The 18,047-nt window shown below is 45.2% G+C and carries 14 protein-coding genes and 1 pseudogene; 5 read left to right on the forward strand and 10 right to left on the reverse strand.

The window, feature by feature from the left end; genetic code table 11:
* The first annotated feature begins 63 nt into the window (after window positions 1–63).
* Both MZ182_RS06035 and MZ182_RS21430 read left to right on the forward strand, forming a co-directional pair.
* Complete coding sequence (locus MZ182_RS06035) at window positions 64–561, forward strand: GNAT family N-acetyltransferase (RefSeq protein WP_248065646.1); 498 nt, start codon at window positions 64–66, stop codon at window positions 559–561.
* A gap of 152 nt (window positions 562–713) precedes the next feature.
* Window positions 714–916: pseudogene (locus MZ182_RS21430) on the forward strand (hypothetical protein); the annotation flags it as partial.
* Between the two features lie 114 nt (window positions 917–1,030).
* Here the strand turns inward: MZ182_RS21430 and MZ182_RS06040 are convergent.
* The 7 genes from MZ182_RS06040 to nadK all read right to left on the reverse strand — a co-directional run bounded on the left by MZ182_RS06040 (window position 1,031) and on the right by nadK (window position 12,055).
* Entirely contained in the window at window positions 1,031–2,209 is a 1,179-nt protein-coding gene (locus tag MZ182_RS06040; RefSeq protein WP_248065647.1) for an AAA family ATPase, read from the reverse strand.
* Between the two features lie 563 nt (window positions 2,210–2,772).
* Window positions 2,773–3,342, reverse strand: coding sequence for a LutC/YkgG family protein (locus MZ182_RS06045; protein ID WP_014610169.1), 570 nt, complete (start codon window positions 3,340–3,342; stop codon window positions 2,773–2,775).
* Window position 3,343: 1 nt separating this feature from the next.
* Complete coding sequence (locus MZ182_RS06050) at window positions 3,344–4,738, reverse strand: lactate utilization protein B (protein WP_011790109.1); 1,395 nt, start codon at window positions 4,736–4,738, stop codon at window positions 3,344–3,346.
* Window positions 4,739–4,748: 10 nt separating this feature from the next.
* Window positions 4,749–5,492, reverse strand: coding sequence for a (Fe-S)-binding protein (locus MZ182_RS06055; RefSeq protein WP_011790108.1), 744 nt, complete (start codon window positions 5,490–5,492; stop codon window positions 4,749–4,751).
* Window positions 5,493–5,804: 312 nt separating this feature from the next.
* The gene (locus MZ182_RS06060) at window positions 5,805–8,609 is read right to left on the reverse strand and encodes an FAD-binding and (Fe-S)-binding domain-containing protein (RefSeq protein WP_011790107.1); all 2,805 of its coding nucleotides are present in this window, start codon (window positions 8,607–8,609) and stop codon (window positions 5,805–5,807) included.
* A gap of 77 nt (window positions 8,610–8,686) precedes the next feature.
* Window positions 8,687–10,330, reverse strand: a complete 1,644-nt coding sequence (locus MZ182_RS06065; protein ID WP_011790106.1) for an L-lactate permease — start codon at window positions 10,328–10,330, stop codon at window positions 8,687–8,689.
* Window positions 10,331–11,176: 846 nt separating this feature from the next.
* Window positions 11,177–12,055, reverse strand: coding sequence for an NAD(+) kinase (nadK, locus tag MZ182_RS06070; protein WP_081429782.1), 879 nt, complete (start codon window positions 12,053–12,055; stop codon window positions 11,177–11,179).
* Between the two features lie 100 nt (window positions 12,056–12,155).
* Between nadK and grpE the strand changes: the two genes are divergently transcribed.
* Window positions 12,156–12,776 carry a nucleotide exchange factor GrpE gene (gene grpE / locus MZ182_RS06075; RefSeq protein WP_011790104.1) on the forward strand — a complete coding sequence of 207 codons (621 nt, stop codon included), beginning with the start codon at window positions 12,156–12,158 and terminating at the stop codon, window positions 12,774–12,776.
* A 104-nt stretch (window positions 12,777–12,880) separates the two neighbouring features.
* Here grpE and dxs read toward each other — a convergent pair whose 3' ends face one another.
* From dxs to xseB, 3 genes are read right to left on the reverse strand one after another with little or no spacing between them, the layout of a single operon-like run.
* Window positions 12,881–14,749 carry a 1-deoxy-D-xylulose-5-phosphate synthase gene (dxs, locus tag MZ182_RS06080; RefSeq protein WP_011790103.1) on the reverse strand — a complete coding sequence of 623 codons (1,869 nt, stop codon included), beginning with the start codon at window positions 14,747–14,749 and terminating at the stop codon, window positions 12,881–12,883.
* Between the two features lie 21 nt (window positions 14,750–14,770).
* Window positions 14,771–15,652 carry a (2E,6E)-farnesyl diphosphate synthase gene (ispA, locus tag MZ182_RS06085; RefSeq protein WP_014610172.1) on the reverse strand — a complete coding sequence of 294 codons (882 nt, stop codon included), beginning with the start codon at window positions 15,650–15,652 and terminating at the stop codon, window positions 14,771–14,773.
* A gap of 2 nt (window positions 15,653–15,654) precedes the next feature.
* The gene (gene xseB / locus MZ182_RS06090; RefSeq protein ID WP_011790101.1) at window positions 15,655–15,894 is read right to left on the reverse strand and encodes an exodeoxyribonuclease VII small subunit; all 240 of its coding nucleotides are present in this window, start codon (window positions 15,892–15,894) and stop codon (window positions 15,655–15,657) included.
* A gap of 311 nt (window positions 15,895–16,205) precedes the next feature.
* Between xseB and pomA the strand changes: the two genes are divergently transcribed.
* Both pomA and MZ182_RS06100 read left to right on the forward strand, forming a co-directional pair.
* Complete coding sequence (gene pomA / locus MZ182_RS06095; RefSeq protein WP_011790100.1) at window positions 16,206–16,973, forward strand: flagellar motor protein PomA; 768 nt, start codon at window positions 16,206–16,208, stop codon at window positions 16,971–16,973.
* A gap of 3 nt (window positions 16,974–16,976) precedes the next feature.
* Window positions 16,977–17,903 (forward strand): flagellar motor protein MotB, encoded by a 927-nt coding sequence (locus MZ182_RS06100; RefSeq protein WP_011790099.1) that lies wholly within the window; start codon window positions 16,977–16,979, stop codon window positions 17,901–17,903.
* The last annotated feature ends 144 nt before the right edge of the window (window positions 17,904–18,047 follow it).

Raw genomic sequence — 18,047 nt, forward strand, 5'->3', positions numbered from 1 at the left:
ATCCACTGCGCGGTTTTTCGCGCTAAATGTGGGCGTTATGCATTTTTTGGGAAAAGAGAAACTATGGTTGTTGAAGTAAGGCGAGCAGAGCCATCAGATGCTAAAGCGATAAAAGGAATTTATGAGTGCCCAAATGCCTACACTGGCACATTACAACTTCCACTTCCTTCCTCCGATATGTGGGAAAAACGTTTCCAGAATATTCCAGATCATGTTTATGCGTATGTGGCACTAGTCGACGGTGAAGTCGTCGGTAATTTGGGCTTTGATCTATGTACCAATCCGAGACGTCGTCACGTTGGTACATTCGGCATGGGCGTAAAAGACGATGCTCAAGGTTTAGGTGTTGGTAGTGCTTTACTGAAAACGGTTATCGATTTGGCAGATAACTGGCTTAATTTGAAACGAATCGAATTGACGGTCTATGTGGATAACGAACGAGCGATCAATTTGTACAAGAAGTTCGGCTTTGAAATTGAAGGTGAGTCGAAAGCTTATGCGTTCAGAAATGGTAGCTACGTTGATGTTTACCATATGGCCCGCGTTGTGGCACATGCATGACAAACGCCTCAAGAGGGACTGTCAACGCGTAGCGTTTCCAGTCCCAAGCCGCGGTGGTTACGGTTGTTGTAAGTCTAAATAGACACCCAACCTTAATAGCGCAGTAGTTAACCTCCGACTATGCTTGGGTTTAGCATTGAACAAGGTGGTTTATATCTCGCCCCCGCAGAATCCAGATAAGTCTTGAACCCCTCTTTAAAATCACTCCCTATTATCTGAATTCTGATCCTTGCTGTCGCAGTGCGTTACTTTTTGAATAAAAAGTGGGTGATGATGCCTATTGGGGTAAAAACGATGAGGTTGGGTTGAGTCATTATTATTTGAACTTGAAGCGGTTTTTGCTATCGATGTTGCGGTGTAATTAATAGTTAAAGGGTCTGAGGAAGGTTTACTCAGACCCTAATAAGTACTCGGTTAAAGCAATAGCCAAATAGCGTTGACCGTTGAATGAGTCTATTTCGGAGGAGGGTTACACTGGTTTACAACACACTCCATATCTTAAGCTCGCTCTGCGATGGAGTTCATAGACTTCACAACCTAACAATGGCTCAGTTCTATTAAGAACTGCGCCAAAACGCTCAAAGTAGTCTTCATTAACTTGTTTTGCACTGATAAGTGGTACTTCAATATTGACATCTACACGACCTTTACGTATCAACGCGGGGTCAAGATTATCAAGATGATTTGTGGTCATTATGACAAGGCAATCATCAAGAGGAACGATTCCGTCTAACGCGTTTAGAACGCCACCTAAAGTAAGTGGTGGATTATCTACATTGCTTTCAGCAGCACGCGATACCGTCGCCTTTACACAGTCACAGTCCTCTATTAACAACATAGCTCCGGGTGGCACTTTTCTAATAGCCTTATGAATAGTGGCATCATTGACAGTCGATAGATTCAATATGTAAAGATCGCGATGATACTCAACAGCTAAGGCTCTCGCTATACCCGTCTTACCTGTACCCGTTTTGCCATGTAACAGTATGGTTAGCTTACTTACAACCGATTTTCCCCTACTGGCGAAGTTATCAACTTCCCTCATCAACTCCTGCTTAAACCCTTCATCTAGCACTAATTCACTAAAACCCGATGATTTCAATGTGCCGTAGCGACACCATTCGGTTTCTTCGAAAATATTCACTTTCGGCTCAGTAGAGATGTCTCCACGAGTATCTTCTAAAAAACGATATAGTTTATCTTTTGCCCACCATGGTGCACTTACCGTAATAGTATCGTATGCCATCGTACTATCGACCTTAGAGCGGGTAGCCAACATAAAACAACCAGCGTATTTAAACAGGTGCATACCGTAGCCGATAGACTTAACACTGACACGTCCGTCGTAACTCACACTATAGTCAAAGTACACGGCCTCAGAGATAGAGCGTGAAAAAAATGGAATAGTAGTATTACTGATCAAAAAGGACAGCTTATTGAATACCTCTGTGCGCGCCTGATGGCTATCGTCTATAGTGAGCCGCACAAACAGCAGACTACTGAGACAACTTAACAGCTTTGCGGGGACATCTTTTAGCATGTAGCCTACGAGTCCAATTAACGTAAATGTTAATACTCCAACAATGACAGCCGTCAACAAAGGATCACCATTGGTGAGCGCCTTTATTTGTAGTAATACCTCGTTCATTTACTCACCTTTACTATAAATGCCTCATGGACATAGTCGAGAATACTATCAACCGAGTCGATGATACTATCAAGGTATCCTCAGTATGTGCACTATCGCACGCGGTTAAAGCGACTTGATAAAGCAGCCTGACGAGCCCCTATTTATCACTAACTGTCGCCTTAGGCAGCGGCGATATTGTAGGAAATCAGGCTTTTAACATAAAAAACATTTAAGCATTCATTTTAAAGTACGTTGGTAAATATCAGGGATAGCGCCCGCTCATCAAAGAGCAGGACGCATCCACAGACTGACTTGAACAACATCCGTATTTAACTGCCAGTTCGCCATATATGGCTCTCGTTCATAAGCGTAGAACCCCTCGATTTCTATTCACCGAGTCGGCGAGCGAATGCCATAACAAGTCTGTATCTGTAGGTAACATAACCCGTACAAATCAAATCTCTTAAATATCGTTATGCTAAAGTTTAAATAAGAAAGCCGCCGATGACGGCGGCTTTTGTGTTTCGATTGTCCCGTAACCTTTGCGTTTTCTAGGTTACTTTACATCATCATTCGTGGTTCTAGAGCAAATACACGTTCAAGCTGCAGGCACCGTGGGCGCCGACGACGAGAGCTTGTTCGATATCGGCAGTTTTTGATGGACCCGCGATAAACACCCCAAACTCACCTGAGGCTAACGTGACTTCTTTAGCTGCCTGATGTAAGTTCGGCACAATCTTATTCGCTGGCAAGGCTAAGATAAGGTTTTCACAGATAAAGGGTGTCACTCTGTGGCCTAGATTCTTATTGTTAACCCAAATGGCACCATTTTCGGCAACGCCAATGTCACCCGGGATCACTGCATAATCTATATCCCTAAGCTCGTGGGCGGTGGGTGGCATTTCACGATTGGCTTTTATCCCATCAACTAAGGAGATCACTTGTAACCCTTGGGCGATAAGTTCATCCACTTTTGCTTGTAGGGCAGCAAGACCACCTTCTTTGTGCAGTGTGCCTGCCACAGTATTGAGGTTAGTCTCAAACTGTCCGACGAGGTTTTCGAGCCTTGGCTCCACTTCGATGCTTGGCATTGGGTGATTGATTAAGGCTGACAGTTTGAGCGCATTGAGAATTTCAAGTTTACTAGACATCTTATAGGCTCCTGTGTTTCTTAAACCAAGCTTCGAAGCTGGAATTGGGGGCGACTGGGAGTTCACGGTATTTGCCCCATGCGCCGCTAAATGGCTTGAGTAGACTACCGGGTAAAATGCGTAGCGCGGTTCTTGCCACACTCATAGAGCAATTTAGCATGGTTTCACTGGCCATAAATTTACCCACTAATGGCATATAACTATTTTTGCCATAAGGGAGTTGTCGTGCCTCAGCCTTAAGGCGTCTGTGGTGATGAATAATCTTATCGAGCGGTACTTTAGTCGGGCAGATAAAAGTACAGCTACCACACAAGGTACAGGCCCAAGCAATCGAGTTAGTGTCATCCAATTTAGCGCCAACGGCAATCCCGATAGGGCCGGGAATGGTGTAGTTGTAGCTATAACCACCGGAGCGGCGATACACAGGGCAAGTATTGAGACAGCCACCACAACGAATACACTTCAATGATTCTGCGAGGATTTTATCCTTGAGCATTTCAGTGCGGCCATTGTCGACGATAATAATGTGCATCTCACCTTCGGGCTGTGGGCCACGGTAAAAGGCGCTATAAGTTGTGACAGGTTGGCCGGTGGCATTGCGCGCCAGTGTTCGCAGTAAAACGGCAGCACTGTCGATATCAGGGACAATTTTGTCGATCCCCATTGAGTGCAACTGCAACTTAGGCAGGTTAGCGCCCATATCGGCGTTACCTTCGTTCGTGCAGACAACGACAGTACCTGTATTGGCGATTGCCATGTTCACGCCTGTCATCGCGGCATCGGCGCTAAGGAACTGTTCACGCAGGTGGGCACGGGCGGCGCGGGTTAAATACAAGGGATCGGCTGCCCCTGCTTTAGTGCCGAGTTTTTCATGGAAGAGATCACCGACTTCTTCCTTTTTCATATGGATAGCGGGCACCACAATATGCGATGGTGGCATTTGGGCGAGCTGAATAATGCGCTCACCTAAATCTGTGTCTATGACCTCAATACCCTGTTTTTCGAGGTAGGGATTAAGGTGACATTCTTCGGTGAGCATCGATTTAGATTTCACCAATTTTTTGACTTTGTGGCGGGATAAAATGTCATGGACAATACGATTGTGCTCGGCACCATCTTTTGCCCAGTGGACTTTTATACCATTAGCAATACAGCTTTGTTCAAAGGTTTCAAGGTATTGGGCAAGATGGGTTAGCGTGTGGAGCTTAATTTCTGAACCAAGCTGACGCAGTTGTTCCCATTCTGGGATGCTACCCGCGGCGCGGTCGCGTTTTTCTCTGAGCATCCAAAGCGCCTTTGAATGCCAGTCGACACGAGCTTCATCGCGACAAAATATATCTGCTTTGTGGGCATGCACTTGGGAGCCATGAGCCCCGTGATTATGTTGGTAAGCCATGGTGAGTCTCCTAAAGCGCCGCGTTGATCACTTGCGCTATGTGGCGAATTTCAATCGGCAATTGCTGTCTGCGGATCATGCCATCTAAGTGCAATAGGCATGAGGGATCGAAACCGACCACATAAGCAGCACCCGTTGCGGCATGGGATTGCGCTTTGTCTTTACCCATCTTGGCTGATACAGCGCCTTCATCAACGGCGAAAGTACCACCAAAGCCACAGCATTCATCGCGGCGATCGGGGTAAACAATTTCGATGCCTGCAATGTTGGCTAATACGGCTTCAACTTTATTGAATCTTGGCCCCATTTGCTCACTTGGTGTTGCAAGGCTTAACATCCGGATGCCATGGCAACTGAGTTGTAGGCTAATTTTATGCGCGAAGGGCTTGGTAAAGGCGGGGATCGGCGCAATGTCGTGTAAAAACTCGGTGAGTTCATAGAGTTTGTTGATCACAGCCTGGGCTTCTGGGCTGCTATCAAACTCATGGAAATTCTCTTTGGCGGCCACTAAGCAAGAAGCGGCGGGGCAAACAATAGCATCGCATTCCACACCCTTAAAGGCATTGAGCAATTTAAGGGTAGTACTGCGTGCTTCGTCGAAACAACCCGAGTTTGTCATTGGCTGGCCACAGCATGTTTGACCCGCGGGTAGAACCACTTGGTGTCCGAGTTTCTCTAATAATTCCAAGGTAGCAATTGCGACATCTGGCATCATTTGGTTGACTAGACACGGGATGAAAAGTGCGATTTTCATTGTGTTTTCTCTTTCTTGTTAGTGAGCGACATTGCCTTGCACTGTGACCCCAAAGTCCACACAAATGCTAAGGTAGTTGAACAAATATAGGCCTATCTTAGCGAAATAAGTAGTCCTAATTTAGAAAATGATCTTGTAGATTTTCTCAAAAATGAAAATGTTATATCCGTTTGATTTTAAATGGTTATTTGTGGTTTTTGCGGGCTGTTTTTTTGTAATAAAACAACCAAATAAATAATTAATGAGAAAAGTCTACAGTGCTAAATAAACGGGGCTAAAAATCACCCCGTTTGTAACATATTAACTCATTGACTATCGGCTACATTCTTCCAGTAAATAGGCTAAATGGCGGTAAGAAATACCACTGTGTTGAGTTAAACCTACCTCACACATGCGGTTAGCGTAATAGCCTTCTTTAATATCCACAGGGATAAGTTTTTTGATATTACGTAAGGCGCTGGCATTAATTTCAGGTTTATATAACCCTTTTTCACCGGCGTAACCGCAGCATTCAATTCCCGCAGGTTTTAACACTTGAGCAGAGCAGGCATTGGCAATTGCTTGCATCTTAGGTTCAAGTTTCATCTTACGGGCACTACAGCCTAAATGCAGGGCAACATTGACCTTTTTACTGATGTTAAGTTTGTTAAGTAGGTTGTCATGCATAAATTCGACAAGGTCGATAATTTGCACTTTAGGATTACCTGTTAAGGTTCTGTAGGTACAACTTAACGCATCAACCAGTACTGGCAACTTGCCGCCATTGGTCATTTTACTCACTGCATCGATAAGCTCTTGGCGTTTTGCATCGGCGTTTTTAAAGTCGCCTTTTGATTCCCACATTTGGCCACAGCATAAGTCGCGTGTTTTTTCTGGCGTGATGACGTTATAGCCAGCGCGTTCCAGTAGCGTCACAACGACTTCTGGTAGAGTGCGGTTATCGGGATCTTTTGGTGTTGGGCCAAAGGTTCTGCCGCCACATGCAGGGAAGTAAACCACGGTTTCTTGGCCGGCTTTAGCTGGTGATGGTTTTGGCAGTTTGCCGCCTTTCGGGAAATCAGGATTCCAATAGGGCACTTCTTTTGAAATTAAACGGCCGGTTTTCATCAGCGCGCCAGTAATGCCATCGCCGGTGATCTTGTGGATCACGCCAAGCATATCAAAACCTGTGCTGATCACTTGGTTAACTGCGCCAAAGTGTTTAGCTTGGAAATCTAATACTTTTTGCTCTGTGGTGGTGATATAAGGCGTGCGCAGTTTACGCACCAGTTGACCCATGCTGTTATCAACGGGACAGGCAATAGTACAAAGCTGACAGGCGGCGCAGGTATCAACTACATCATATTTAGCGGCGGCGCGCATTTCGGCTGCAGCAGCTTTATCACCGGACTGCTCTAAACGCTCAATTTCACGCAGGGTGGCAATACGCTGACGTGGTGAGAAGTTAAGGGCTGATGTCGGACAGGTCTTTTCACAGAAACCACATTCAATACATTTATCGACAAAATCATCGACCACTGGGCAAGGCTTGATGTTTTTAACGTGGACATTGCTATCATCGTTAAGAATAACGCCTGGGTTTAGAATACCTTGTGGATCAAATATCTGCTTGATGCTCTTCATCAAAGTGTAAGCATCTTGTCCCCATTCCTTTTCAACGAACGGCGCAACAGCACGGCCAGTGCCATGCTCAGCTTTCATTGAACCGTCGTATTTGTTAATCACCATATCGGCAATATCATCCATAAAGGCATGGAAACGATCGATATCGGCTTGAGTCGAGAAAGTGGGGGTAATAATAAAGTGGAAGTTGCCTGCTAACGCATGGCCATAGATACAGCCTTCAGGGTAACCATGCTTATGGAAAAGCTCTGTGATATCGTGCGCCGCAGCCGCAAGGTGCTCTAGTTCAAAGGCTACGTCTTCGATAATAACTGAGGTTCCCTTTGGACGTTCACCGCCAACAATCGGGAATAATCCTTTGCGCATTGCCCAATATTTGTCATAAACCGCAGGATTAGTACTAAATTCCATCGGGCGAATAAAGTCGAAGCCAGCAAGTTTTGCAGTAACATCTTGGGTATAGTTTTCGAGCGTTTGAGCATCATCAGCACGGGATTCAATGAGTAGAATCGCTGATAGGGCAGGGAGTTCAGACAGCCAATCTGGCATGCCAGGCTTACCCGTTACCGCTTTAATTGATGGCCAATCGAGCAGCTCTGCCGCAGAAACACTTTCACCATTAATCAGTGGAATGGCACGTGCGGCATCTTCCATATTGTGGAATACGGCCATGGCAGAGGCTTTAAATTTAGCTTCATTAACCGTGTGGTAAGTGACTTCGTTAATAAAAGCTAGCGTACCTTCCATGCCCACCATTAAGTGGTTAATGATGTCAAATGGGTCGGTAAAATCGAGTAACGAGTTAATACCGTAACCTGTGGTATTTTTAATGGAATACTTCTTACGGATCCGATCTGCCAATACCGTGTTATGACGAGTCATATGCGACAGTTCTGTCAGTGCTTCCAGTATTTTTCCGTGGGATTGTACGAAGGCCGCTTTTGATTTTTCACAGCCTGTATCGAGCTCTGTACCATCGGCAAAGAGGAGTTTTGCAGAAGCGATAGTCTGGTAACTGTTTTGCGCAGTACCACAGCACATGCCAGAAGCATTGTTTGCCACAATACCACCGATTTTGGCTGAGCCGATGGTGGCAGGATCTGGGCCTATTTTGCGGTTAAGCGGCGCAAGTACTGCGTTAGCATCTGAACCAATAACAGCAGCACCTAAGGTGATCTGTTTGGCATCGCTACTGACTTCAATCTTTCTAAATCCATCATGGCCAAGGATTAACAGAATACCTTCACCGATAGCCTGACCAGATAAACTGGTACCTGCAGCCCTAAAGGTCACAGGTGCATTATGCTTTCGGGCAACGGCTAAAGTTAATTTTACCTGTTCTAGGGTTTCTGCATGGACGACGACTTCAGGTACGATTCTGAAGTAGCTCGCATCGGTAGACCAAGCAAAACGGCGGACGGGATCATCCGTTACCGGATGATCGCCTAATTGCGTTCTTAGATCATCGATGACCAGTTTATAGTTAATCGACATAGCATCACTCTCTTTATTAATAGATTAAAGCCGAAGCCACACTCAGTGGCTTCGGGCACTCAATTAAATAAAACGGCTTAGAATCCACCCCATAGGGTAGCTATCGTGCCTGCCAGTAAGGCATAACCAATGGCAACAGGCATTGTTTTACGAATAATTTCTGATTCTCTACCTGCCATACCCACGACCGTTGCTGCGGCGACCACGTTCATTACGCACATCATGTTACCGGCGTTTGCACCGATACCTTGCAGTGCCAATACCAGTGTGTGGTTCATGCCAACATTGTCGGCCACACTGTATTGCAGACTGGAGAACATCATGTTCGAGAAAGTGGCTGAACCTGATAGGAAGGCACCAAAAATCCCCACAATAGGTGCCATCCATGCCCATACCGCGCCCATGGAGCCAGCCAACATATCCGCTAAAGCGACAGGCATTGAGGCAAGGCCTGCACCATTAGCGCCTGAGTTTAAGAAGATCTTCACCATAGGCACTGACGCACCTAGTGAAATAATAGTTGGCAACATGGACTTACATGAAACACCGACAGTTTGCTTAATCGCTGGGCTTTTCATTTTGAACAGGAAGAAACCGAGAATACACACTGCAACAAAGAAGGCACCTGGTGCATATAGCGTCGCGAAGCTCGCTTTAAGCTCAGTGCCCATTAGGCCTGTCCAGCTAATGTTAAAGCTTGATAACCATGCTTTAAGCGGCATAACTGTACGAGATAACACCAACAGCGCGGCCATGATGATATACGGTGTCCAAGCGGCAATTTGTGAAAACTTGGCTTTCGCGTCTATTTTCACACCTTCTTGGTTGTCATTCTCTGCAAAATCATTCCAAGGTGTTTTAGGGAGTAAGTAGCCTTTACGTGCTACTGGGATCACTAAAGCCATACCGATCAATGCACCGATAACGGCAGGGAATTCTGGGCCTGCAAGGTAGTTGATGATCCATGCGGGGACGGTAAAGGCAAGACCCGCAAAAAGGGCAAATTTCCAAATTGCTAAGCCTTCTTTAAAGGATTTATTGCGGCCAAAAAATCCTGTCAGCATAGTCACCATAACCAGCGGAATTAATGAACCCGTGATTAAGTCGATAGTGATCATATGCATGACGATATATCGAGCGTAACCGGCATAGGTACCGCCATGGGCAGCAAACTGCTCAGCAGCCATGCTTACACCACCTTGGATCAGGCCCTGTTCCATCCCAAAGAGTACGGGTAGACCAATTGCACCGAAGGATACGCAGGCTGAGTCAGCAATCAAAGCTACAACGGCTGCGGCAACGGGTGGTACACCCAGTAATACCAATAGTGGTGCGCCAATCGCTGCGGGGGTACCAAAACCTGCACTACCCTCAATAAAGGCTCCAAATAACCAACAGATGATAATGACCTGCACACGGGCATCGGCACTGATGTTAGTAAAGCCTGCGCGGATTGTGTCCATGGCACCTGAGTATTTCAGGGTATTGAGTAGGAACACGGCACCAAAAATGATGGTTAATGGTGTAATGGCTGATAACAGTCCCTCTAGGACCGATGCTGCCAGTAATGTGGTATCCATCTGCCAAATAAACACGGCGGCGAGCGCTGTGACTACCATAGAGATGGGCATAGCCTTAGATGCTGGCATTCTGAGTAATACCAAAAAGAGCATTACACTGAGCACTGGCGTCAAGCTAGCGAGGAGTTGAAGTATTGTCATGCTTGCCTCTTCATAAAGTGGTCTGACTTATTATTTATATTGGATTCTTGCTTTTGCCTTCATGTCGACTCTCAGACCGAGATATCGCAGTATGGACTGTCAATTATCATGGTCACGACATTCTGTGGTGTGTACTAGACGCTATTCAGGGTCTGACTAATATGATCTAGATCATCTTGGGTGTTAAATGAAATGCTAATTTACAGGGCTGCGGGGCGCTTCTCTCATAGGATTATTCTATCTGTGATCTCGATCACTTAGTTTGTGGTGTGGATATCAGTTTTGATTATATATGTTTAATTCAATGATGATTTTGGTTATTAAAAATAGAACTATTACTCAGATTAGCTGCCAATATTGCAATTAACTGATCCATTTATTTCATTAATGACCATTGAATGGATTTTTTGAACATTTTTAAGATGTGATTAAGGTCGCATGTATTGAGGTGAGTGAATTTTTGCACTAATGAGGTTTTTGCTTAACTGATTGTATGTAAGGTTTTTTTAATGGTTTTCTTGAGTTTTTTATTAGTGACTTAGATCACCTTTTAAATGATGTGGAAATTTAGTGTGATGAATATCACTTAATTAATTATGTTTTATTTTGAAAGTTAATAACTGTTAATAAAGTTAATTTCACTTAATTTGGGCGAACAATCAACATTATTCAAGAGTGTCGTTTGTGTAATACGTCAATAGCAATGTTAAAAAATGATGAACATCTAATAAGTTAAAGAATATTATTCAGAGAACAGTCCCCCAAAAGTGCCCTGAAATTCTTAAGTTGACTGGGTAAATTCTGTTTTAACTTTTATCAAACTGGTTAGTTGTTATTTTTGACTCGTTAAAATAACTTACTGCCCCAGCCCAATTTGGTTCTTAATACGTGGAAATAATTATGCCCTTTGGGATGAATTAGCCTTAAACGCTCAGAACTGCGGCGTATTATGATTTCATCGCCGGGTAACACGGCCAAATGCACATGACCGTCGCAACTCACCTCAAGATTCTCGCCATTTTCAGGTGACACGACCATCTTAATCGTGCTGCATGCATCGACTACTATCGGACGGCAAGATAAAGTGTGTGGAAACATGGGAACTAAAATCAATGCCTGCAGATTAGGGGTTAGAATAGCGCCTCCAGCCGAGAGGGCGTAAGCAGTAGAGCCTGTTGGCGTTGACACTATCATGCCGTCGGCACGCTGGCTGTACATAAACTGATCGTCAATATAGACTTCAAATTCAATCATATGAGCGATTTTACCCGGATGGAGCACCGCTTCGTTGACGGCGGTGTTGCTCGCTTTTAGCATACCGTGGCGATAGACTTCGGCTTCGAGTAAGAATCTATGCTCGGTATCGAACTCCCCATCAAGTACTCTGGCGAGTGCCTCTTCAAAGGCATCGGGTGGTAAGTCTGTTAAAAAGCCTAAATTACCGCGGTTAACGCCAATTACGCCCAAATCGAAGCGGGCCAATACTCTTGCCGCGCCAAGCATGTTACCGTCACCACCGACGACTATGGCTAAATCGCAGCGTGCACCAATTTCCAATAAATCGACAGCTTCAATGTTGGTGCCTAATTCGGTGGAAACGCGCTCTTCTGCTAAGACTTCATAGCCTTGCATCGTCAGCCAATGGTGTAGGCGTTTTAAGGTTTGATTTGTCCCTAGGTGATGCGGTTTGCCAATAAGGCCAATGGTATGAAACTTTGTGGTCATATTTATGCTAGATCTGGCCTTAGGCCTTGAAACGTCAAAATTGATCCCCATAATATGCCCAGAGTATTTCAGAAACAAAGCATTTTTAGCTGGAGTGAAAATGAGCAACGAATCGATTAAAGCAGAACAGGATCTGATCCAAGAGGGTGTAGAGTCTGAAGTATCTACCGCAGAAGCAAGTCTTGTTGATGAGCTTACCCAGGCCAATTTCCGTATTGAAGAGTTGGAACAGTTACTCGCTGACGCTTTGGCGAAAGTTGAAGAGCAGAAAGATTCCGTCATCCGCGCCGCCGCCGAGGTCGATAATATTCGTCGCCGTGCCGCCATGGATGTGGAAAAGGCCAATAAATTTGCATTGGAAAAGTTCGCCAATGAATTGTTACCAGTGCTTGATAATATGGAGCGCGCTCTGATGGGGACAAACCCAGAAGATGAAGCGACTAAAGCAATTTATCAAGGCGTTGAGTTAACGCAAAAAAGCTTACTTACTGCAGTGGCTAAATTTGGTGTTAAACAAATTGATCCACAAGGAGAGTCATTTAACCCTGATCAACATCAAGCCATTGGTATGCAGCCAAGTGCGGATTTTCCTGCAAATACAGTGATGTTAGTGATGCAAAAGGGCTACGAGCTAAATAGTCGTTTACTGCGTCCTGCTATGGTAATGGTATCGCAGGGCGGCCCTAGCCAAGAAACGGCGACCATTGATATTGAGGCGTAAGCTGAGATCTCGGTAGGCTTATCCAAGAGATAAAACGAAAAGGACTGCAACGGCAGTCCTTTTTTTATTGGGGAACAATTATCTTAATTGAGCTTTAGTTTTAGCTACTGTGCTAAATAAGCATTTATTTGGGCCAAAATACCTTCAGCATCCAGTTGCAAGTCATGGGTGACTTCCTCTGGTGAACCGTGCTTAATAAACTCATCGGGTAGACCGATTTGCAGCACAGGTTTTGGCATTTTGAGTTTTTGGAGCAATTCAAGTACTCCAGAACCCGCGCCGCCCATAATGGCATTTTCTTCTACGGTGACTAGGATATCGTGGGTCTGCGCCATTTCCGTCACTAGCTCGGCATCGAGCGGTTTGACAAAGCGCATATCGACAACCGTGGCATCTAAGTTATCGGCCGCAGTTAAAGCTGAGGCGAGTGTTGTACCAAAGTTTAACAGAGCAATACGCTTACCTACACGTTTTATGACACCTTTACCAATAGGAAGTGCTGTCATGGCTTCCACTTGAGTAGCCCCCGTTGCACTGCCTCTTGGATAACGCACCGCACTCGGGCCTGCATTGTAACAGTAGCCGGTATAGAGCATTTGGCGACATTCGTTTTCGTCCGACGGCGCCATAATCACCATATTGGGGATGCAGCGCATAAAGCTTAAATCGAACGCCCCTTGGTGGGTTGGACCATCGGCACCGACGATACCGCCACGATCAATGGCAAATAACACGGGTAAACGTTGCAGAGCAACATCGTGGATCAGCTGATCATAACCACGTTGCAGGAAGGTTGAATAGATTGCTACAACAGGTTTATAGCCTTCACAGGCAAAACCAGCGCCTAAGGTTACTGCATGTTGCTCGGCAATGGCTGCATCAAAATATTGCTTAGGGAATCGCTGGGAAAACTCTACCATCCCCGAGCCTTCACGCATGGCGGGCGTAATGCCTAATACTTTGTCATCTTGTTCGGCAATATCACATAACCATTTACCAAATACCTGTGAAAAGGTTGGTAAACCAGGGGTTGTACTGGGTTTTTTAAATTGTGTTGGATCGAATTTAGGTACTGCGTGCCAGCCAATAGGATCTTTTTCCGCAGGTTCGTAACCGCGACCTTTTTTGGTCATGATGTGAAGTACCTGTGGGCCTTTGAGGTTACGCATATTACGCATAGTTTCAACCAATGCGTCTACATCATGGCCATCAATTGGACCTATGTAGTTAAAACCTAACTCTTCAAATAAAGTGCCCGGAACAACCATGCCTTTAAGATGCTCTTCAGTCCGTTTCGCCATTTCTTTTATGACAGGCATACCCTTGAGCACTTTCTTACCGCCTTCACGTAGTGTGGTATAGAAACGGCCAGACATGAGTTGTGCTAAGTGATTATTGAGGGCACCGACATTTTCTGAAATCGACATTTCGTTGTCGTTCAGTACCACGAGCATGTCATTGTGCAAGTCGCCCGCGTGGTTCATGGCTTCAAACACCATGCCGCCAGTCATAGCGCCATCGCCGATCACGGCAACAACTTTACGCCCTGCCTGTTCTTTTTCTGCGGCAACGGCCATGGCAAGGGCAGCACTGATTGAGGTACCTGAGTGACCGACACTAAAAGTGTCGTATTCACTTTCTTCACGCCAAGGAAAAGGATGTAAACCATTCTTTTGCCTAATAGTGTGCATTTTATCCCGACGACCAGTCAGGATTTTATGGGGATAAGCCTGATGCCCAACATCCCAAATTAATCGATCAAATGGGGTGTTGTAGACATAGTGCAAGGCAACCGTAAGCTCTACCGTGCCAAGCCCAGAGGCGAAATGTCCGCTGGACATGCCAACAGACTTAAGTAGAAACTCCCTTAATTCATCGGCCACTTGCGGTAAAAGGGCCTGAGGAAGTTGGCGGAGTTCATTAGGGGTATTGGCTTGTGCCAACACAGGAAACTGAGAAATGTCCAAACTCATAGCGAGATACTTCGTCTCTTATTATATTCTTCGCTCAATGATATAGCGGGCGAAGTCTGCAATTAACTGGCTATTGTATGGCAATTTAGCCAGCGCTGATAGTGCCTCTTGGATCAGTTGTGCTGCTGTGTCTTTCGCTCCCTGTAGTCCAAGCAGTTGTGGAAAAGTGCTCTTATTTGATTCTGTGTCCGAACCTTGTGGTTTGCCCAATTCTTCTGTAGTCGCAATGATATCCAGAATATCGTCTTGCACTTGGAAGGCAAGTCCTACCGCATGGGCAAATGTCATCATGGTTTGATATTGATCTTTAGGCGCATTCGCGGCGATCAAGGCTAACTCAACGGCGCAACTGATAAGTGCGCCCGTTTTCATATTATGTAGCTGAGTTAATGCCTTAAGATCAATTTGTTTATCGGTTGAGGCTAAATCGATTGCTTGACCGCCACACATACCACGGTAACCTGATGCTTTTGCTAGGGCCCTAACCATGGCAATATGTTGCTCGCTGCTTATTCCTGGAACGGCTTCAGTCACAATCTCAAAGGCTAAGGTTTGCAGCGCATCTCCAGCAAGAATCGCCGTCGCTTCATCAAAAGCGATATGAACGGTAGGCTGACCACGGCGCAGCGCATCATCGTCCATTGCCGGTAAATCATCATGGATTAAAGAATAGGCATGAATGCACTCAATAGCAGCAGCACAGGCATCTAATTTTTCTAAAGTAACCCCGAACATTTGCCCCACACTGTAAACAAGGAAGGGACGAATGCGTTTGCCTCCTAGCAAGGCACCATATTGCATTGCCGCTTTCAATTGGGGGGCGGTATCTTCAAGCGTACTAAAACGCTGTTTTAATTGGGTATCAACTCGCAGTTGATACTCTTGAATTGTACTGGCTAACACGCTTATTCACCCTCAACGGCATAGGGAGATAGGGGCGCATTTTCATCTTGTTTTAGTAAAATGGCCACTTTTTGTTGGGCTTGTTCGAGCTTAGCTTGGCTATTGCGAACAAGATTAATACCACGTTCAAATTGCTTTAACGCGTCATCGAGAGAGATATCACCCTGTTCTAACTCTGAGACTATTCGCTCGAGTTCACCAAGGGATTCTTCAAAACTGAGATTTTCGGGTTTCTTCGCCACGTCTATGCTTCCTTTGGTTTAGCGGACACAAGGTATATCAGGGCGGCTCAAGGGTCAAATTCCAACGACGGATATTTGCTCAATAGCACGCTTTGTCGCTGAATTTTTTTCAGAAAATATAAATTACCGCTAAACTTGCTTAGTGCTTGTCCGATAACGGACAATAGGCCTAGCTAGGTTGTAATCAGGTGATAACATCAACGATAAGTCTCAAGTGAAGATGAAAGTGTTATATATTTGGGATAACGCGAGTATAACTTTATCAATAGAGTCAGTATGATGTCGTCGATAACAAATATTGAGGAGCCGTTGTGGATTTAGCTACATTAATAGGATTAGTGGGGGCCTTTGCTTTTATCCTCGGCGCTATGGTGACCAGCGGCGGCCTGATGATTTTTTTTGATGTACCTTCGATTTTTATTGTATTTGGTGGTTCTTTCTTCGTTGTAATGATGAAGTTTAATTTAAAACAATTCTTCAGTGCAGTAAAAATTGCGGTTAAAGCTTTCATGTTTAAGATTGATAAACCTGAAGAATTGATTGAACAATCTGTGACTATGGCAGATGCTGCCCGCAAAGGTGGATTCCTCGCACTAGAGGAAGCGCAAATTAGCAACAGTTTTATGCAAAAAGCCGTGGATATGTTAGTGGATGGTCATGACGGCGAGGTGGTGCGTGCCGCCCTTGAAAAGGATATTGATTTAACCGAAGAGCGTCATCGTAATGGTATTGCCATTTTCAGAGCATTTGGTGACGTGGGTCCAGCAATGGGGATGATAGGGACTTTAGTCGGTCTCGTCGCGATGCTTTCTAATATGTCAGATCCTAAATCCATTGGGCCAGCGATGGCGGTTGCTCTTTTAACTACTTTATATGGTGCTATGTTAGCTAACATGGTCGCTATTCCTATCGCAGATAAACTTTCCCTACGTATGGGAGAAGAAATGCTGAATCGTAATTTAATTATGGATGCGGTGTTAGCAATTCAAGATGGTCAAAATCCTCGTGTCATTGAAGGTTTTCTAAAGAATTATCTTGCTGAAAAACAGCGGAAAATTGATACGACGGACGGAGAGTAGCTCATGGCGAAGTGCAAGTGTCCACCACCGGGAGCGCCGCTCTGGTTGGCAACATTTGCTGACTTGATGTCCCTATTGATGTGCTTCTTCGTATTGTTATTATCATTTTCCGAAATGGATGTATTGAAGTTTAAGCAGATCGCAGGGTCAATGAAGTTTGCTTTCGGTGTGCAAAATAAGGTTGAAGTGAAGGATATCCCTAAGGGGACATCGGTGATTGCGCTGGAATTTCGCCCCGGACGTCCCGATCCAACGCCGATTGAAATTATTAATCAGCAAACGAATGAAATGACGGAGCCAGTGCTCGATTTTCAAGCTGGAGAGGATGACAGTGCTGGTGGGGTTCAACAGCAACGGGGTGAACAGCGTGGTGGAGAGGCAAGCTCTACGGCTCAGGAAACCGCAGAGGCAGTTAAAGCGGATGCGGCTGCTGCACAGGATAAAATCAATCAGCAAGTGAAGAAGATGGCTCAGGAATTAAATAAAGAGATCATCGATGGTGCGATTGAGATTGAATCACTCGGGCAGCAAATCATTATTCGTATTCGTGAAAAAGGCTCTTTTGCTTCGGGATCTGGATTTCTTCAACCTCGATTTAAACCTGTAGTGCGCTCGGTGGGGGAGCTATTAAAAGATGTACCGGGGGTTATTACCGTTGCAGGTTACACTGATGATATGCAGATAAGTGATGAGCTCTATAGCTCTAACTGGGATTTATCCAGTAAACGTGCTGTCGCGGTGGCCCACGAGTTAGTCCAGGTGAAAGGTTTTGACTCTAAACGCATGAAAGTGGTTGGTATGGCTTCTAACAATCCGATAGTGCCTAATGATTCACCAGAAAATCGTGCCCGTAATCGCCGAGTTGAAATTGCGATCGAACAAGGTAAGGCAAAAGAGTCTGAAGAAATTCAGCTCAAGAATTCACCTTAACACTCGGTGAGCAAAGAATAAAAAACCGCGTCTTTCACGCGGTTTTTTTATCGTTGAGTTTAGGGCGTGTTGTCACAGTTCGAGTATTTGATGGCAGAGGAGAATATTGGATTGATTGAAATAGGTGCGTCAATAGCAGCGGGT

The sequence above is a fragment of the Shewanella sp. JNE2 genome (assembly GCF_023159115.1).
GTDB classification, from domain to species: Bacteria; Pseudomonadota; Gammaproteobacteria; order Enterobacterales; family Shewanellaceae; genus Shewanella; species Shewanella putrefaciens.

Coding starts and splice junctions, on each gene's coding strand:
- MZ182_RS06035 (WP_248065646.1), top strand. CDS start 64: ATGGTTGTTGAAGTAAGGCGAGCAGAGCCATCAGATGCTAAAGCGATA.
- MZ182_RS06040 (WP_248065647.1), bottom strand. CDS start 2,209: ATGAACGAGGTATTACTACAAATAAAGGCGCTCACCAATGGTGATCCT.
- MZ182_RS06045 (WP_014610169.1), bottom strand. CDS start 3,342: ATGTCTAGTAAACTTGAAATTCTCAATGCGCTCAAACTGTCAGCCTTA.
- MZ182_RS06050 (WP_011790109.1), bottom strand. CDS start 4,738: ATGGCTTACCAACATAATCACGGGGCTCATGGCTCCCAAGTGCATGCC.
- MZ182_RS06055 (WP_011790108.1), bottom strand. CDS start 5,492: ATGAAAATCGCACTTTTCATCCCGTGTCTAGTCAACCAAATGATGCCA.
- MZ182_RS06060 (WP_011790107.1), bottom strand. CDS start 8,609: ATGTCGATTAACTATAAACTGGTCATCGATGATCTAAGAACGCAATTA.
- MZ182_RS06065 (WP_011790106.1), bottom strand. CDS start 10,330: ATGACAATACTTCAACTCCTCGCTAGCTTGACGCCAGTGCTCAGTGTA.
- nadK (WP_081429782.1), bottom strand. CDS start 12,055: ATGACCACAAAGTTTCATACCATTGGCCTTATTGGCAAACCGCATCAC.
- grpE (WP_011790104.1), top strand. CDS start 12,156: ATGAGCAACGAATCGATTAAAGCAGAACAGGATCTGATCCAAGAGGGT.
- dxs (WP_011790103.1), bottom strand. CDS start 14,749: ATGAGTTTGGACATTTCTCAGTTTCCTGTGTTGGCACAAGCCAATACC.
- MZ182_RS06100 (WP_011790099.1), top strand. CDS start 16,977: ATGGCGAAGTGCAAGTGTCCACCACCGGGAGCGCCGCTCTGGTTGGCA.